Genomic DNA, 15,493 nt, shown 5'->3' with positions numbered 1-15,493 from the left:
AACATTTCCGCAATGGGCGCGGCGCTCCAGTAGGCCGTCGGTTTTGCATTCCTCACGAATTCAAACTCAACATCCCACACGCTGAATTTCCGCAGAACTGTCGCGTCGCGTGGCGTAAGGAAGCGCTGATCGGCTTGGCCTTTTAACTGCCAGCCTGATCAACCTTGATGTCCGCATCGGGTTATAATCGGAAGTAACTCGGCCTGAATGGCAATCACCTTGGGCGGTGATTTCACACTGATACCGCACTAAGAGGCGAGGCGGTTGATCGAGAGGTGCTAGCTTGGTGCACGCGCGAACTTATTCGAGATCCAACGCCACACCGAGAATTCAACGCGATCGGGGGGCAAGGTGCAAAGCAACATCCTGCGAGAGCAATACGATGACCTAAAGCGCCGGATCGACGCGTTAAGCGTCGAGCCGAAATCGACGTGTTTTAACTACATCAAATCGACCTATGGCCCCGTGAACGAAGGTTATGAGTTGGCCAGCAGCGCGGATCGGGAACGGATTTTGCAAGAACTTCGAGACGTCTCCCGTCGGCTATGGTCTGCTGGTAATCGGCCTCAAGCGCTGGCACTCGGCGTTCTCTTGCTGAACATCGAGAGTCAGCTCACGCCAGGTGATGACGCAGCGTTTGTTAAGCAAGCGACGGATGCTCTGATAAAGGAGGGCATTGCCTAAAGGACGCTGCTCGAAAATCCGTGAGCGATGCCGCACCCTTAAGACGTACTGTGAGTGGCGAGGAGCGGCCTGCCGGCCCAACGGTCGTGTCGGTTCTGACCAAATATGGGACATTGGCAGCCGATTGACCGATGTCTCCAAAGTGCCATGCACGTCGCAGGGCTGGTCGGCGCAGCCATGTGTTCGGCCTGTTAATTGCGGCTCACATAACCGCTGGCCATAATGCCCTCCGCGGATCAGGTCCCGGTCAAAAGCCGGCATTCGACGATGCACTGGCACCAATAGGTTGTCCTGATCGCCGGATCGACCGGTTCTGCATTACGTCCTGTTCTCCCTCCCCCACCTTCACATCACGCCAGCATCCGGCGCGATCTCGTTACCGCGCGAGCGCGGCGGGTTCCTTGCAATGGCCGTCCTTCTCTCGATCAAGCCAAAGCCTTTGCTCGCGCCGAGTGGTAGCACCCAACCGAACGCAGCACGGCCCCCGCATGAGGGGGGTGGGGTGTGCGGGGCCGTGCGCGCCCAAACACGCGGTACATTGGGGCGCAATAGTCTAGCTTGCGCAATACGACCGCTTGGTGTCACGAGGATGAGGGAGAGATGACGCGACATGACCCGCAAGCCGCTCAACCTTCCGCCCGCCGTTGCTCGCGCCTTCGTCAAGGATATGCTCGCATTCTTTGCGCGGGATCGCGGCGCAGTAAAGCTGGCGAGCCAGAGATTATTCGACAGAAACGCGGATGACGAGGATCGCATCATTCCGAGCGCACGCGCTGCACTCACTGACACGTCGATAACCCGGCCCCTCACGAATGGTCGGCGATCATTGACACGGCATTGAATGAATGCCCGGCGCTCGTCACCGTGACGATGCTTCCAAAAGGTCGGGTTCGATGGGCACAGGTCATCTCACCACGGTGAACCCTGCCACCGTAATATGAGGCAAGACCGGTCTCGGCTTCACAAGCGGACGCCGTCAAAAGCACAAACGAAAACACCAATGCGGCGCGATACACAACGCTTACCCCTCGGTACCTCGGCCATAAATGCCTCGTGACCCTGCAAGGTTCCCGACAGGAACGAAAGAGACGGGTCAAGGCGGCCCATCTGTTGACTGCAAAGGCGATTCCGGGTCAGTCCGAATCAGAAGCCCAACTGCGTTCTTCGCATTGCACTTGTAAATGCGGATCATACGACCCTTGGTCGGATCAAGCATGGTCCCGATCAGCTCGGGTTTTGCCCCACATCGATCACATGAGCGGGCCTCGAGAGCATGTCTGCGTGAGAGTGGTTTCCGATGAATGACTCATCGTGTGGCCCCGAAATACTTGCGCACCACTGCGTGGTCGCCCGCAAATATGTCAGCAGCATGAACCTGAGTCGCTGTTTACGGAAGTCCGAGTTCCCTAATCACCCTCTCTGATATTTGGGCGGGATCGCGGATACCCGTTTGGGCGACCTCGATGACCTTCTCTGCTACGAGCCGGGTGATCTGATCATCGCGATTTTTCAGGGAAAGAGCGCGGAGGGTCTGCTCATACGCCGTGACAAGCCGTCTTATATCCTCGGGCTCCATCGGTGTGTTTTGAAGAATACGTCGAATGGTCATGTGCCCTGCTCCCGGTACCCACCCGGCAGTCAGGTTATCGCACACCTAAGTTGCAGTGTTCTGCCCGCTTCCTGCCAACGCTATCCAGTTTGTGCCAAAGCTAAGTTCGGTCAATTGACACGAAATCTTGGACCTGATCTCTAATTAAAGGCGCATGAGCAAGGCTTTCCGCTTAAGCATTCCCCCGCGACGAAGCGCGCTCGCACAGTGGAGCTACGTTCCTTCGGATTCTTCGGTTTCAGCCGTGCCAGCCACTTCCTCATGGCCTGCAGCCCAAAGCGAATGCTCCTGGCTCCCGTCTTGGTAGGGATTTGCCCTCGGCCGGAATATTTTCGCGCGCCGCGCGCCGGCCCTGTTCATATGGATCCGGATCAGTACTCATAATTTGTTTTCCCATCCGAGACGCCTTTGCCTGATCGTAATTGCTGGTCGCCTGACAACAATGCCCCGCCATGGTAGGTTCCGCAGAAGGCCGTCTAATCCACTTCCTTCGCGCAAGCCCCTGATGCTCAGATAACGCAGTTCGCTAAGGACCTCGGCCGAGGGGAATAGTTGGTCCGAAATTCCCAGGGACCTCAAACAGGACGGTCTCGCTAGCGATGACAACGACATCGACGACAGGCCTTAGCAGCCTTTGCATATGCTATGCAGCTTATTGTTCAGCATTTGATCATAGTCCCTAACATTCGACTCGAACGCCTTCGGGTCAAGGCCATGACCTCTTCCTCCGCCAAACACGCGGGCGATCGGGTTGGGCAGGCCTTGCAGAAGCTGCACAGATGATTCTGAGCCTCGATGAAGGTCCGCGTCGAAGCTTTTGAAAGCATCCGAGTTCTTCCATGCCTGCGCCGCGTCGGGACTGTCAAATTGGATCATTACGATGTGCTCGGGCGCCGTGCCTTCCCAAGCCGCCGGTTTGTCCTCATCCACCGCTAGACGGCCGGCCAAAGCGGCACTTGGGGTCGTCAAGCCGCTCATCGTTGCTTTGAAAACGGCTGCATCTGTAATCTTCAAAACAAGGATCAGCACATAGACAGGCGTCCGTAAGCCGCCGCCCATCCGGCCACCGTGCATTCCGAAACCACCACCGTGTCCGCCTCGGGCCATCACCGGAGCGCCGCCGGCGAAGCAGAGCAAAAGAGCCCATATTGCGGCGGCTCGGAATGATGTGCGGGTGGTCCAACGTCTTTTTGGAACGCATAGCGTGGCTGCAGACGAATTAATCCGCGACAATTGGTAATCAGCCATCATTCCTCCGAAACTGGCGAAAACGACGACGCAAGGACGATCGCTTGCCGTGTACCGTCGTTACTCAGCTCCGCTTGGTCAACAGCAAATTGCCACGGTTTCTAATCGCCACCTGCGCCACTTTGGCAAAACGCTGCAACAGCCACGGCAGCGCAACTTCCAGCCGGGCATGATCCTCGGCGACATCGAGATGACCGGACGCCGCCTGCCCCAGCGCGCGCACGCAAAAAAACAGCCGATCACCCTCCCATCTTTCCTCATCGACTTGGAGCATCGGTATGCTGGCGGCGGCGCGCGTCAAGCCGGCCTTAAGACGGCGCGTAGCCTCTTCACGGCCAAGGCGATGGGGGATTGAAACAATGAGAGGGGCGAACATCTTTAATACTCCTGCTGGCTTAACGCGTGCAATTCCCGATAGTTCGAAAAACAACGGACGCGATGGCTAAATCTGAAACCAGAGAACGGCTCGACCTAGCCATCCTTCGGCGCCCAGCGCGTCGCGCTACGCTGCTTGTGATTCAAACCTCGCGGCCGGGATTTTTGCTGCAGCGGCTTTTCACGGGAATGCTATCGAAGCCGGGAACTCACGCGGAACCAACCGGCGGCGCCGTGCCTTATCTTCTGAGGAGACGACTCGCTGCACGGCTCGGTTCATATGTGGACGTATATGGACCCCGCCCGATTGCAACAGGTCGGCTGGATCAGGATCGTCGGTCACAACTGCTGACGTATATCCGGCTTCGTTATGCGGCTGGATAAACATCTTCGCCGCGAGCCTCGATGGATTTCGCGCGCTTCCACCTCATCGGCCCCTAGACATTGGCCGAAGCCAAGCCGGTCCACACACCGGGTTCGGGAAGCGACGGAATGACCGTTTCATCATCTCCTGCCATTTTGCTGCAACTGCCGGGTGAGACCTCCTTCTGTTATTCCTTCGTTTGCGCTTCGCCTCAAGCTGCGGACCGCTGGAAATCGAACTCACCCGTCGCAACGTTCCGTTCGTGAAATTCGGAGGTCTGAAATTTCTCGACGCCGCGCACGTCAAGGACATGCTCGCCCTGCTGCGGTTCGTCGAGAATCCTCGCGATAGGGTCGCTGGCTTCCGTGTGATGCATCTATTGCCGGGTATCGGGCCTGCCTCCGCCCAACGTATCCTCGATCAGATGACGGAAGCTGCCGACCCGCTCACTGCGCTTTCCAGTCTACCCTTCCCACCCCGCGCCCGCGACAATTGGGCCGCTTTCGTACAAACGGTTGAAAACCTGAGATATTCGGAATGGCCATCGGACCTGGAACGCGCGCGTCTTTGGTACGAACCGCATCTCGACCGCATCCACGAGGATGCCGACGTTCGACGTGCCGACCTTGTGCAGCTCGAACAGATCGCCGGTGGATATCCCTCGCGCGAACGCTTCCTGACCGAACTTACGCTTGATCCACCCGACGCGACCAGCGACCGGGCCGGAGTGCCATTGCTTGACGAGGACTATCTCATCCTGTCGACCATCCATTCCGCCAAAGGCCAGGAATGGAAGTCGGTCTACGTGCTCAACGTCGTCGACGGCTGCATGCCGTCGGACCTGGGCGCCGGCACGTCTGCCGAGCTGGAGGAAGAACGCCGCCTGCTCTACGTTGCGATGACACGGGCAAAGGACGATCTCCATTTGGTGATACCGCAGCGCTTCTTCACGCACGGACAGCGGTCGCAGGGCGACCGGCATGTCTACGCCTCCAGGACCCGCTTTATTCCCGAGAAGCTGCTCGGGCTGTTCGAACGCGCGAATTGGCCGACTGTATCCCCCAGTGCCGTAGCTCGGAACCCAACCCAAGGGCCACGGATCGACATCGGGGCTCGAATGCGAGTCTTGTGGCGCTAGGCCCCTCCCGACCGAACTGGCTTTATTTTGCTAAAAAGGCTGCTAGTGGCGTGAAGAAGTTTGGCTTGCCCCTTTCATCCGAGCGCCGACTTCGCTACCCGACCGCTCGTCTCGACGAACCAACGTTCGCTCACGCAGGGTTTGCCGGCGAGCCGCGCCGCCATCCAATCGGCCATCAGGGTCAGGGGGAACGGACCGAGATTAGCGGCCGGAACGTTGCCAACCGAATGGCGGCTGTCCGCATAGACCACGAGCTGACGCGGCCCGGTCATCGTGCTGATCATCTGTTCAGTGTAACGCAGCGGACATAATTCATCCGCCTCGCCGGCCAGAACCAGGTAGGGCTTGGCAATCTTCTCGGCATGGCCTTCCCATGTCAGCGTCTTCACGAAGACATCGAATTTTGCTTCGTCGGTGTAGTTCGACATCCACATAAAGCGCTTCTTGAAGGTGGGCGAAGCCTCCTCAAAAATGGTGTGGAAGCCTGGCTCCAAACAAGTCGAGATCACAGCGGTCGCGGCTATCCGCGGTTCGTGTGCCGTCAGGATCGTCGCACAGAACGAGCCGAAGCTAGCACCGACGACACCAATCCTCTGAGCGTCGATCTCCGGACGACTCGTCAGCCAATCTACACAAACCGGCCCGGTATCCATCCAGTTTTGCATCGAGACATAGACGCCGAGCATCGGGCTCTCATATTGGCCGGGGCCATCGATTGAAAGGACGGCAATGCCGCGTGCGAGCCATCGGTCATTTGCCAGGGCGACATTGGCCTCCTTGAAGCTATCCATTCCTGGAATGGCGACGACGACCGGCAGTTTGCCGCCTGCATAGCCCGGCGGGAGGTGGAACCAGCCGGGAATCGATTTCCCGTTGAACGGAATCGACACCGCTTCGACCTTGTGGTCGGCGAGACGCGCGTAGTTGGCGAAACATTCGCGTTTCTTGGCGTTCAGTCCAACATGCAGTTTGCTGTAATCGTCATAAGGCCACTCGGCCGCGCCATAATGGATAGAGGCCATGTACCAGTTGTCCCGCGCCGTCACGAGGTTGCCCTCTGCTTCAGCTTCTTTTGCCTTGGTCTCACGTCGCTTAGCCGTTGCCTCGAAAGCCGGCCCGATGTCGGCCATTTTCTGAACTCGCGCACGGATAGCGGCGAAATCAGCGTTGGCCTCGACGCCGCAGGGTGCCGACAGATAGATGGATCGTGGCTGGTCCCAATCGATGCCATTCGCGCGAATGATATTATCGATGGTCCAGTTCTGTTCGGAAAAGCGCTTGGTCGTCGGCTCCCCACCGGACTCTGCAAAAGCCGCGGCCGACGTGAGCGCAGTTCCTGTGACGACAGCGGAGCGGATAAAATGACGGCGGTCCATGACATTTCCTCCCAGTTTCTTATTGGCGCCCAAAGCGTATCCCAAGAAACACGACCAGCCAATTCGGCGGCCGTCCGCATCCAGGCTAAGGAAATTCTGCTCGAATTCTTCAACAGGGGCAATCGTGCAGCGCCACAATCAAAACGCGGAGCTTATGTTCGAGCTCTGATTTTCGGCGGCTTGCGCGCCAGCCTGCCTTATTGCAAAAATACTACAGATAAAAAAATAAGGTGGAATGGAAATGCCAGTTGCGCTGGTTCGTGGCGTTCACATCAACTACGAAATGGTCGGCACCCAAGGCCCCTTCGTCGCTCTGACGCCCGGCAGCCGTCGGGCTTACGCCGAACTGATCAATCTATCCAAGGCAATTGCCGCCAACGGCTATCGCGTGCTGCTGCATGATCGGCGCAACTGCGGCGCCTCGGACACAGCCTTCGACGGCTCGGGGTCGGAGCATGATGTGTGGGCCGATGATCTGTATGAGCTTGGAAACCAGCTCGGCGCATTGCCGATGTACGTCGGCGGATCTTCCGCCGGCGCCAGGCTTGCAATTCTCTACGCTATTCGGCACCCGAACGGACTGCGCGGACTGCTGCTGTGGCGGGTCACCGGGGGCCAGGAAGCCGTGGACAAGCTTTCAGCGAGTTACTACGGCCAATATATAAAGCTGGCAGCCGAGGGCGGCATGCAAGCGGTGGCCGACAGCGAGCATTTCGCCGAATGCATCAAGGCACGACCGGCCAACAAGGAGCGGCTGCTCGCCAATAACGTCGAGCAGTTCATCCAGGTGATGACGGTGTGGCGCGAAAAGTTCTTGCAATCCGCAACACTGCCGATCGTTGGCGCCAGTGAAGCCGATCTGAACGTCATCGAGGCCCCGGCTTGCCTGATAGCGGGTAATGATGTGATTCATACGCCTGCCACCGCGCGGAAGGCGGCGGGGCTCTTTCCCAACAGCGAGCTGCATGAGGACGTGGTCGAAAAACACCCCGACGACAATCTGCTGAAGGACTGGGACCGCAAGGAATGGCGCAAAGCCGAGCCCCGGCTCGCTGCGATTTTCTCCGCCTTTCTCGCACGCGCCGAACGTCACTAGAGCGTTTTCCAGCGAAGTAGAAACCGGTTCGCGTGAAGGACGCGTCAAAACACCAACGTAGAGCTTCGGTTCTAATTCCGATCAGAACCAATCATGCTCTATTGTCATTTACTGTCAGATCTTGATGGGAGCTGCCATGAGCTTGCAGATTCGTCGCGTCGTCACCGGGCACACCGCCGATGGCCGCGCCAAGGTAGAGGTCGACGAGATCGCCACCAACGTCATCTCTAACCGGCCCGGCGCCGCGTCCTGCGTCGTGTGGTCGACCAAGGGTTTTCCGGTCGACAATGACGGTTTCAGCGATCCGACCAAGACGGCGCTCAAGACTACGGTCGATAACGGCACCGTCTTCCGCGTGGTGCAGTATCAACCCGGTGTATCGCCACGCAACCATCGCACCGACTCGATCGACTGCGCGGTCGTGATGTCGGGTTCAATAGAGATGGAGCTCGACGACGGAGTCACGGTGGAACTCAAGGCCGGCGACTTGCTGGTTCAGCGCGGCACCATTCATAACTGGGTAAACCATGGACCGGAGGTCTGCACGATCGCTTTTGTACTGATCAGCGCCAAGCCTGTGACGGCGACGGACAAGGTGCTGCGCGCCATAGGGTGAGACGCGGCGCGCGAAACTCAATTTGGCTCGATGCCGGCCGCTTTAACGATCTCCGCAGTTTCTTGCACCTGCTTGCGGAAAAAGGCTGCGGTCTCGGCGGCGTCGCGCCGGTCCGGCATGTAGCCGTCGCGCTGCATGATTTCGGCTACCGCGGGTTGCAGCAGTGCCGCATGAATTGCGCCGTTCAGTTTGGTCAAGACGGCGTCGGATAGTTTGGCCGGAGCGAAGAACATGCCCCAAGAGCCATATACATACTGAGGCAAATACTGCTTCATTAGCGGTACATCAGGAAACGACGGAAACGGCTTCGAGCCAGTGAATGCAAGTGCTCTGACGCCTCCTTCCCTGATCAGACCCATTACCGATGGCGGAGACACAAACATGACCTGCACCGCGCCGCTCAGCAGACCGATCATAACTTCGGACGTTCCCTTGTAGGGCACGTGCACCATTTTGACCCCGGCCTGCTGGTTGAACAGCTCCGCTTTCAGATGAAGTTCATTGCCGACTCCGGGCGAGCCATAGAGCACGCGATGGCTCTTCGCATACTCAATCAATTCCGGCACTGATTTGATCGGCGACTTGGCGTCGACGAGCATGAAGACGCCGTCGAGTTCTCCGATCGTGGCAATCGGCTTGAGATCGCCGACCAGATCGTAGCCGAGGTGCTTGTAGATGTAAGGCGTCGGTGCGATGGATGATGACGAGAACAGCAACATGTATCCATCTGGTTCGGCCTGCGCGACCGCACGCGCGGCAACGGTGCCATTGGCGCCGGGACGATTTTCGACCACGAAGGATTGCCCGAGCGAGTTGCTCAAGGCCTGCGCCACCGTGCGCGCCTGGATATCGGGACCGCTGCCGGCCGCATAACCTACCAGCACGTGGATGGGGCGGGCGGGATACGTCTGCGCCAGCGCCGCAAACGTGAACCAGAACAGAGCGCCAGCCGACGCAAATAGTCGAACCATTGCTTCCCACCCGTCGTTTTTTCTTTGCTCAATCGATATTCGACTTCCTGCAGCAATACAACGTGTAACAACTTGACCCGGCACGACGGTTCCTTGTTAACCGCTCCGGAATCCTGTCTATTTTCGAGAAATGTACTGGCCCAATGGCAAATGCTCGAAGGGCGACCGTTGACAGACCACCGGGGGAAATCATGAGAGTTTCACGTCAACGCTTTGCCGGCCCTCGTCTGCTGGTTGCGGCGCTCCTTGCCTGCTTTGCCCAGCCCGCCGGAGCCGCGGCGGGAATCCCGCTCGACATCATCGTTTTCTCAGGCGTGCAGGACTTGCCTTTCTTCGTAGCCACCGAGAAGGGCTTCTTCGAAGAGCAAGGCCTTAACGTTCGGATCACGCTCACCGGCAGCTCAACAGAGTTGCGCGAGGGGATGGCGGCCGGCAAATACCAGATCGCCCATACGGCCGCCGACAATGCTGTCGCCATGGTCGAGCTGCAGCATGCTGACACCGTCATCGTCATGGGTGGTGACAACAGCTTCAACCACCTGTTTGTCACGCCCGAGATCGAGAAATACGAAGATCTCCGCGGCAAGACGCTGGTGGTCGACGCTCCGAACACAGCCTTTGCGCTGGTCGCCTACCAGATGCTGGCCGACCATGGCGTCAAGCGCGGCGAATACACGGTCAGCCTCGAAGGCGGTACGCCCGCCAAGCGGATCGCTTCGATGGCTGATAACCGGATCGCTCAAGCCGGCATGTTGAACCTGCCATACTCGGTTCTGGCGCCGCGCAAGGGCCTGCGCGAATTGGGCTCGTTAACGAGCGCTATCGGTCAGTACCAGGGCACAAGCGGCTTCGTCCTCCGGCCATGGGCCGGCGCCAATCGAGACACCGTGGTAAAATATATCGCCGCCTATATTCAGGCAGTGCGTTGGATTAAGACCCTGGCGCACAAGGCCGAGGCGGTCGCCATGCTGGTCAATCACCTGAAGCTGGCACCTGAGGTCGCCGCCCAGTGCTACGACATCGTTGCCGACCCGGCGACGGGCTTTGCCAAAGACGCCGAATTTGATCTAAAGGGTTTTGAGAACGTGTTGAAGCTTCGCGCGGTCGTCGAGGGCGCATGGGGCGGCAGGCCACCAGCCGCCGCTGGCTATCTTGATCTCTCCTTCTATGATCAAGCCGCCGCCAAAACCAAGTAAACGCCACGCAGCTGGCTGCGAGGGACCGGCGTGCAAGTCCGTTCGCGTTTTAAAATGTGGGCTGCAATATCGGCGAGAGTAACGTCCGCTTCGGGTCTTAGCGGTGTACCGGGGCGCCTACTAATGGCCAAAAGCAAAACGCGGTTACCAAGCCACGATCCGACCGCTTCTACTCTGCGACTTGGGTTGTCAGTTGCCGCGCTCGCATCTTGACATCATCAATCTAGCCAGACACCGCGATTAGCCGCTCTGAATTGTATCAACTGGTCTAATCAGCGATTTATTCTAAAACAATGCGGCGCGTGAACTCGACCGCATATCCGGTCATGGCATCGCTGCAAGCTGCTGCAGACCCTTCATCGCCGCGCCCGATCGATTCTGCCAGGTCTGCATGCAAACCTGCGACTTCCGTGAGGTCACCAAACCGTTCTCGGTGAACATAAAAAAACCGACGTGAGAGCGCGTGCAGCGGCGAAAGAGCGGACGCGATAAACGGATTGCGAGCGCTGGCCGCCGTAAACCGCTTCAGTGCAAAATGAAGACGCAAATAAAGCAGCGCGTCGTGATCTTTACCCGCTCGACGAAGTTGCTGGGCAACCTCGAGGTGGATCTCGCGCTCGGAGACACTAGCCCGTCGGGCGGCAAAAATCGAAACGAGGCGTTCGAGTTCCCGTCGAGCCTCAAGCACAAGAAGCTGCTCTTCGACCTGGACTTCTGTGATCCGAAATCCGTGGCGACGCAAGGGAACGACGAGATGATCGGAAGTGAGGCGCTGCAGTGCTTCTCGAACAGGACTTCGTCCAAACCCCGTCAGCTCGCTTAGAGCGGGCTCCGACCAAATACTGCCCGGTTCAAGCTGAGCCGTCACAAGCAGCTCTTCGAGCGCCTTGTAGGCTTGGTCGCTCAGGTTCGGCGCGCCACCTGCTGGACGTGGCGCAAGCAACGATTCGATTTTTATTTTCGGCGATTCGAGCTGTTTGACCTTAGATCGCAAACGTTGCTGCTCCAGTCCGTTCAGGCCAATTCGGCCCCCTCACGGTTCATTTCGGCCCGAATGGCTGCACCGTCTATCTTTCGAGGCGCTACGCCGTCTAGCGCAGCAATTGCTGCCGCATGTCCAATCGCATGGCCATAGCTGAAACACTGGGCCGTAACCCGCGCCGAAGCTACGGCTTCGTGCTCGGCAGATAGGCATCGGCCCGCGGTCAGTAGACCTTCGCCACGCTGCGGCACAAAACATCCGTACGGTATTTCGTAAACGTCATCAAGCAGCCACTCGACCCGTGGTTTAGCACCGGCGTGAAGCTCGATCGGCCAGGGGGACTGTGCGATCCCGTCGTGGAATTTCCTTCCGGCGAGAATATCCTCGTTTCGCAAAATGTGCGTCCCGAGTGCCTGTCGCGTCTGCCGTACACCGACTTGCACGCCCGTATCATTTACGAAGCTATGCTCGCAGCCGATGAGGTTATCCTTGAAAAAGCGGGCGTATTCGCGAACCTGTTTACGTCCCTCGATCTCAGCCTCGGTAAAGTCGCGCGCGTAAAGCGGATTGAGTTCACGACCGTCAGCGCCAATGATCCTCGTGCAATTGCATAACAGTTCGCCGGGACGCGTAGTCGGGAACAGCCATATCTTGGCACGGGGAAGTTTATATTCGTTGCCCTCGGACCGCCGTCGAATAAGCTCTGAAACCGCTTCGCCCATAATCGTGTCGTCGCCGTACTCGGCTAGAAAACGGTTCACCTCGACACCTAGGATACGGAAAATCATCGTCGGGTTCTGGACCCTGCCGTCCTGTCCGATGAAAGACGGAAATCCGGCCATCGCGACGATATCAGCGTCCCCGCTCGCATCGATGGTGACCTTGGCCGAGATTGTCGCGCGGCCTTCTTTGGTATAGGCGACCACGCCGTCGACTTTTTCGCCGCCCTCGACCAGTGCGCCAAACACTGTCGTGTGGAAAACCACCTGGACGCCTGCGTCGGTCAGCAGGGCGTCAGCTGCTTCCCGCCAGACCAATGGGTCGTGTACGCGGGTGAATGTCTTGCCGTAACGAACTGGTGGCGCAAGTCCCCCTCGCCGCTCCATTGTGGAGACGAATTCATCAAGGAAGCCGTGCACTAGTTGCCGCGGCGGCGCATTGATGTCGTTCGTCGCCGCATACATGCCACAGATCGTGCCTGAAAGCCCAGCGACGGCGCCGCCCCCGCAGAACCCGTATCGTTCGACCAGCACGACGCGCGCCCCTCGACGTGCTGCGATCACGGCCGATGCAACGCCAGCAGCGCCACCGCCGACCACCAGAACGTCGCAATCAAGCTTGAGCGCAGACCGATGATCCAGGGAGGATGACAAATTGGCGTTTCCTGCTGCTAATCGGATTGCAAGGAGAACATCACTTATACTGATCCAACGGCCTTTCGTGCCTCCGTATCCGTGGTGATCACCGGATACTCGGCAAACAGCGAGGCATCCATCAAAGGCAGTGGATCAACGATGTGATGGGGGGCAAACGCCATTTGATCGAGAATGTCTCGCCGGACATCAATACCATTCGCCACCTCGGTGAGCACTAACCCCTCGGGTACAACGCGGAACACGGCTCGCTCAGTAACGATCAAAGCACTCTGCCCCCGTTCGACGACGCCTTTTCTCACCGGATAGGTAATCTGTTCGGCGCGATCGACAAATTTCTGTACCGAACCTTCCTTAGCAACGCGAAGACCGCCGTCGCTAATACTCACGTTGAGCCCGGCAGTCGTAAATGTCCCGGTGAACACCAGGTCTTTCGCGTTTTGCGCGATATCTATGAACCCGCCGGCACCAGGATTACTCGAACCGAACCAACTCACGTTAACGTTGCCCTCGCGATCGAACTGCGCAAAGGCCAGCGCGGCAAATGGACAATTGCCGCCATCGATAAAATCGAACTGCTGCACACCGTCCAGCAGAGCTTCGGGTCCGATGTTGGCGGAGAATTGCCAACCGCTCATGACGATGCCACCGAACGGTCCGTGTTCGGTTGTGAATTGGTAATCGCCGATACGGCCGTCGTCGAACAGACCGTCCTCCGCCATGACAAGCGGCACATCCGAAGATGCGCCAAACCCAAAAATACAAGTGCGCCCTGGACGTACTTCGCGCGAGGCGCGACGCGCAATGACCTTATCCGGTCCCAGAGGCGGTTTTGGAAGCGAGTGCAGATCGGGTGCTGAGCCACCCAGGTAAGCTCGATCCAATCTTATATCGGTGCCTGACATCTGCTCGGGCTCAACTACATAATGATCGACCAATGCGCCCGGTATACGAACCTGATGTGCAGGTCGCGAATAGCGTTGCACCTCCTGCCGAACCTGCGCGATCACAGTGCCGCCCGATGCTTTCACCGCAAGCGCCAGCGCAACGTTGGACGAAATGATCGTCTCATCCTCGTAGGAAAGGTTGCCGAAAGAATCTGCCGATGACGCTCGAATGAAGGCGACATTTAATGGGAACGTAGGATAGAAGAGATAGGGCTTGCCACGAAACTCAATCAGTTCGATCAAATCCTGTTTCGCGAGCGACGTAAACTTACCGCCCTGCTGTCGAGGGTCGGCATAGGTACCGAGACCAATCTCAGTCATGAGACCCGGGCTTCGACGCGCTACCTCGCGAAGCCACTGCATGCTGGCGCCGATGGGCCAGCTATAGGCTTCGATACGATTCTCGCGTATGAGCCGCATGAGATCGGGACGCGTACGCTTGGTCGGATGCAGCGGATTCACGTAAGAGCCGGAAATGATACGACGCATCAGACCTTCGACGGCGACGTGGTCCATGCCGCGGATATCTATCGAGTCACCCGTCCCGCAAGGGAAGTAGAATGTCAGATCGCGTGGTTCGGAATCGTGATGGAAGCGATCAGCGAGCGCACGCAGCAATGCATCAGGTGTGATCCATCCGATGACGCCCACGCTGGCGACGGTGTCGCCGGACCGAACCAGCCGTGCGGCTTCATCTGCGTTGATACGTTTGTTCACACACGAACTCCAAAGCGATTGAGAGTGGCCTTCGCGGCAGGATGACCGCAGTCTGCGAGGAAAAGGCGATTGGCCCACGCATCCAGGCTTTCACCTTGCCCGGACACTATCGGTGCGAAGAACTGCTTCGTTGACGCGACCGCTTGGACTGGTAGAGCCGCCAAGCGAGTGGCGACACGAATCGCGGCCTCGCGCACGGATTCACCGGGCTGAGCCAGATAGTCGACAACTCCCAACCGATGCGCTTCCGCGCCGTCGAATGGATCAGCGCCCCAGACCAGCCGGCGCGCGGCGACCGGGCCGACACGCGCGACAAGCGCCTGTATTCCCCACGGAGGGATCCATCCGATCATCACCTCGGGGAGGTGCCATCGCGCCGACGCGTTCGAGACAACAACATCGCAGGACACGGCCAACACAAAGCCGCCACCGAGCGCGAAGCCCTCGACGCCGGCGACTACCGGCTTGCTCATGAGCGCGATCGAACGTGCCAACGTAGCCGTCTGGGCTTCATGCCCGCCCATGCTGGCGAGATCCATGCCCGCCAGTTCTTTAAGGTCACTTCCTGCGCAAAAGCCAGGCGCCGAGCCGGTCAGAACGATGACGCGTGTCTCGGGATCCCCATCCACTCGATCAAGCTCGTGTCTCAACTGTTCGATCAGCTTCTGCCCGAGCGCGTTTCGCCGCTCTGGCCTGTCGATGGTGAGGATGGCGATATCGCCGGCCTGCTCGGTGCGCAGCGGCGCGGGCTGTTGTGCTTGTAGCATATTTGTAATATACTACACGAATTGCGCGGGTCAA

The 15,493-nt window shown here is 58.4% G+C and carries 14 protein-coding genes and 2 pseudogenes; 6 read left to right on the top strand and 10 right to left on the bottom strand.

What is annotated here, in order from left to right:
• Positions 1–351 precede the first annotated feature (351 nt).
• The gene (locus tag ABSE61_RS14835) at positions 352–684 is read left to right on the top strand and encodes a hypothetical protein (protein WP_423871877.1); all 333 of its coding nucleotides are present in this window, start codon (positions 352–354) and stop codon (positions 682–684) included.
• A gap of 610 nt (positions 685–1,294) precedes the next feature.
• Entirely contained in the window at positions 1,295–1,525 is a 231-nt protein-coding gene (locus ABSE61_RS14830; RefSeq protein WP_423871876.1) for a hypothetical protein, read from the top strand.
• 546 nt (positions 1,526–2,071) lie between these two features.
• Here ABSE61_RS14830 and ABSE61_RS14825 read toward each other — a convergent pair.
• The 4 genes and pseudogenes from ABSE61_RS14825 to ABSE61_RS14810 form a co-directional block, all read right to left on the bottom strand.
• Complete coding sequence (locus tag ABSE61_RS14825) at positions 2,072–2,293, bottom strand: hypothetical protein (RefSeq protein WP_423871875.1); 222 nt, start codon at positions 2,291–2,293, stop codon at positions 2,072–2,074.
• 213 nt (positions 2,294–2,506) lie between these two features.
• A pseudogene (locus ABSE61_RS14820) lies at positions 2,507–2,675 on the bottom strand (ribosome modulation factor).
• 242 nt (positions 2,676–2,917) lie between these two features.
• Positions 2,918–3,544 (bottom strand): DUF1330 domain-containing protein, encoded by a 627-nt coding sequence (locus ABSE61_RS14815; RefSeq protein WP_423871874.1) that lies wholly within the window; start codon positions 3,542–3,544, stop codon positions 2,918–2,920.
• A 61-nt stretch (positions 3,545–3,605) separates the two neighbouring features.
• The gene (locus tag ABSE61_RS14810; protein WP_423871873.1) at positions 3,606–3,917 is read right to left on the bottom strand and encodes a polyhydroxyalkanoic acid system family protein; all 312 of its coding nucleotides are present in this window, start codon (positions 3,915–3,917) and stop codon (positions 3,606–3,608) included.
• A gap of 565 nt (positions 3,918–4,482) precedes the next feature.
• Here ABSE61_RS14810 and ABSE61_RS14805 point away from each other — a divergent pair.
• Positions 4,483–5,418 (top strand): annotated as a pseudogene (locus ABSE61_RS14805) (3'-5' exonuclease); the annotation flags it as partial.
• Between the two features lie 74 nt (positions 5,419–5,492).
• Here ABSE61_RS14805 and ABSE61_RS14800 read toward each other — a convergent pair.
• Positions 5,493–6,548 carry an alpha/beta hydrolase family protein gene (locus tag ABSE61_RS14800; protein ID WP_423871872.1) on the bottom strand — a complete coding sequence of 352 codons (1,056 nt, stop codon included), beginning with the start codon at positions 6,546–6,548 and terminating at the stop codon, positions 5,493–5,495.
• A 487-nt stretch (positions 6,549–7,035) separates the two neighbouring features.
• Between ABSE61_RS14800 and ABSE61_RS14795 the strand changes: the two genes are divergently transcribed.
• On the top strand, positions 7,036–7,890 hold the full coding sequence (locus ABSE61_RS14795) for an alpha/beta fold hydrolase (RefSeq protein WP_423871871.1): 855 nt from the start codon (positions 7,036–7,038) through the stop codon (positions 7,888–7,890).
• A gap of 136 nt (positions 7,891–8,026) precedes the next feature.
• Positions 8,027–8,506, top strand: a complete 480-nt coding sequence (locus ABSE61_RS14790; protein WP_423871870.1) for a cupin domain-containing protein — start codon at positions 8,027–8,029, stop codon at positions 8,504–8,506.
• Positions 8,507–8,523: 17 nt separating this feature from the next.
• On the opposite strand, the gene ABSE61_RS14785 is transcribed toward ABSE61_RS14790, so the two are convergent.
• Positions 8,524–9,477 carry a Bug family tripartite tricarboxylate transporter substrate binding protein gene (locus ABSE61_RS14785; RefSeq protein ID WP_423871869.1) on the bottom strand — a complete coding sequence of 318 codons (954 nt, stop codon included), beginning with the start codon at positions 9,475–9,477 and terminating at the stop codon, positions 8,524–8,526.
• A 191-nt stretch (positions 9,478–9,668) separates the two neighbouring features.
• Here ABSE61_RS14785 and ABSE61_RS14780 point away from each other — a divergent pair, with 191 nt between their 5' ends.
• On the top strand, positions 9,669–10,673 hold the full coding sequence (locus tag ABSE61_RS14780) for an ABC transporter substrate-binding protein (protein ID WP_423871868.1): 1,005 nt from the start codon (positions 9,669–9,671) through the stop codon (positions 10,671–10,673).
• A 280-nt stretch (positions 10,674–10,953) separates the two neighbouring features.
• On the opposite strand, the gene ABSE61_RS14775 is transcribed toward ABSE61_RS14780, so the two are convergent.
• The 4 genes from ABSE61_RS14775 to ABSE61_RS14760 are packed head-to-tail and all read right to left on the bottom strand — an operon-like array spanning position 10,954 to position 15,459.
• Entirely contained in the window at positions 10,954–11,667 is a 714-nt protein-coding gene (locus ABSE61_RS14775) for a GntR family transcriptional regulator (RefSeq protein ID WP_423871867.1), read from the bottom strand.
• 20 nt (positions 11,668–11,687) lie between these two features.
• On the bottom strand, positions 11,688–13,028 hold the full coding sequence (locus tag ABSE61_RS14770) for an FAD-dependent oxidoreductase (RefSeq protein WP_423871866.1): 1,341 nt from the start codon (positions 13,026–13,028) through the stop codon (positions 11,688–11,690).
• Positions 13,029–13,072: 44 nt separating this feature from the next.
• A complete protein-coding gene (locus ABSE61_RS14765; RefSeq protein WP_423871865.1) occupies positions 13,073–14,692 on the bottom strand; it encodes an acyl CoA:acetate/3-ketoacid CoA transferase in 1,620 nt (539 codons plus the stop codon).
• Positions 14,689–15,459: an enoyl-CoA hydratase/isomerase family protein gene (locus ABSE61_RS14760; protein WP_423871864.1), complete on the bottom strand. Its 771-nt coding sequence runs from the start codon at positions 15,457–15,459 to the stop codon at positions 14,689–14,691. Before ABSE61_RS14760 ends, ABSE61_RS14765 begins: the two co-directional genes overlap by 4 nt.
• Between the last annotated feature and the right edge of the window lie 34 nt (positions 15,460–15,493).

Source organism: Bradyrhizobium sp. (assembly GCF_049519115.1).
GTDB lineage: Bacteria > Pseudomonadota > Alphaproteobacteria > Rhizobiales > Xanthobacteraceae > Bradyrhizobium.
Note: the sequence above shows the minus strand (reverse complement) of the source record. Positions and strands in the feature narration are given on the sequence as shown.

Excerpts from the sequence above, each read along its gene's own strand:
- ABSE61_RS14830 (WP_423871876.1), top strand. The coding sequence starts at position 1,295 with ATGACCCGCAAGCCGCTCAACCTTCCGCCCGCCGTTGCTCGCGCCTTC.
- ABSE61_RS14760 (WP_423871864.1), bottom strand. The coding sequence starts at position 15,459 with ATGCTACAAGCACAACAGCCCGCGCCGCTGCGCACCGAGCAGGCCGGC.
- ABSE61_RS14825 (WP_423871875.1), bottom strand. The coding sequence starts at position 2,293 with ATGACCATTCGACGTATTCTTCAAAACACACCGATGGAGCCCGAGGAT.
- ABSE61_RS14800 (WP_423871872.1), bottom strand. The coding sequence starts at position 6,548 with ATGGCCGACATCGGGCCGGCTTTCGAGGCAACGGCTAAGCGACGTGAG.
- ABSE61_RS14780 (WP_423871868.1), top strand. The coding sequence starts at position 9,669 with ATGAGAGTTTCACGTCAACGCTTTGCCGGCCCTCGTCTGCTGGTTGCG.
- ABSE61_RS14795 (WP_423871871.1), top strand. The coding sequence starts at position 7,036 with ATGCCAGTTGCGCTGGTTCGTGGCGTTCACATCAACTACGAAATGGTC.
- ABSE61_RS14810 (WP_423871873.1), bottom strand. The coding sequence starts at position 3,917 with ATGTTCGCCCCTCTCATTGTTTCAATCCCCCATCGCCTTGGCCGTGAA.
- ABSE61_RS14815 (WP_423871874.1), bottom strand. The coding sequence starts at position 3,544 with ATGATGGCTGATTACCAATTGTCGCGGATTAATTCGTCTGCAGCCACG.
- ABSE61_RS14785 (WP_423871869.1), bottom strand. The coding sequence starts at position 9,477 with ATGGTTCGACTATTTGCGTCGGCTGGCGCTCTGTTCTGGTTCACGTTT.
- ABSE61_RS14790 (WP_423871870.1), top strand. The coding sequence starts at position 8,027 with ATGAGCTTGCAGATTCGTCGCGTCGTCACCGGGCACACCGCCGATGGC.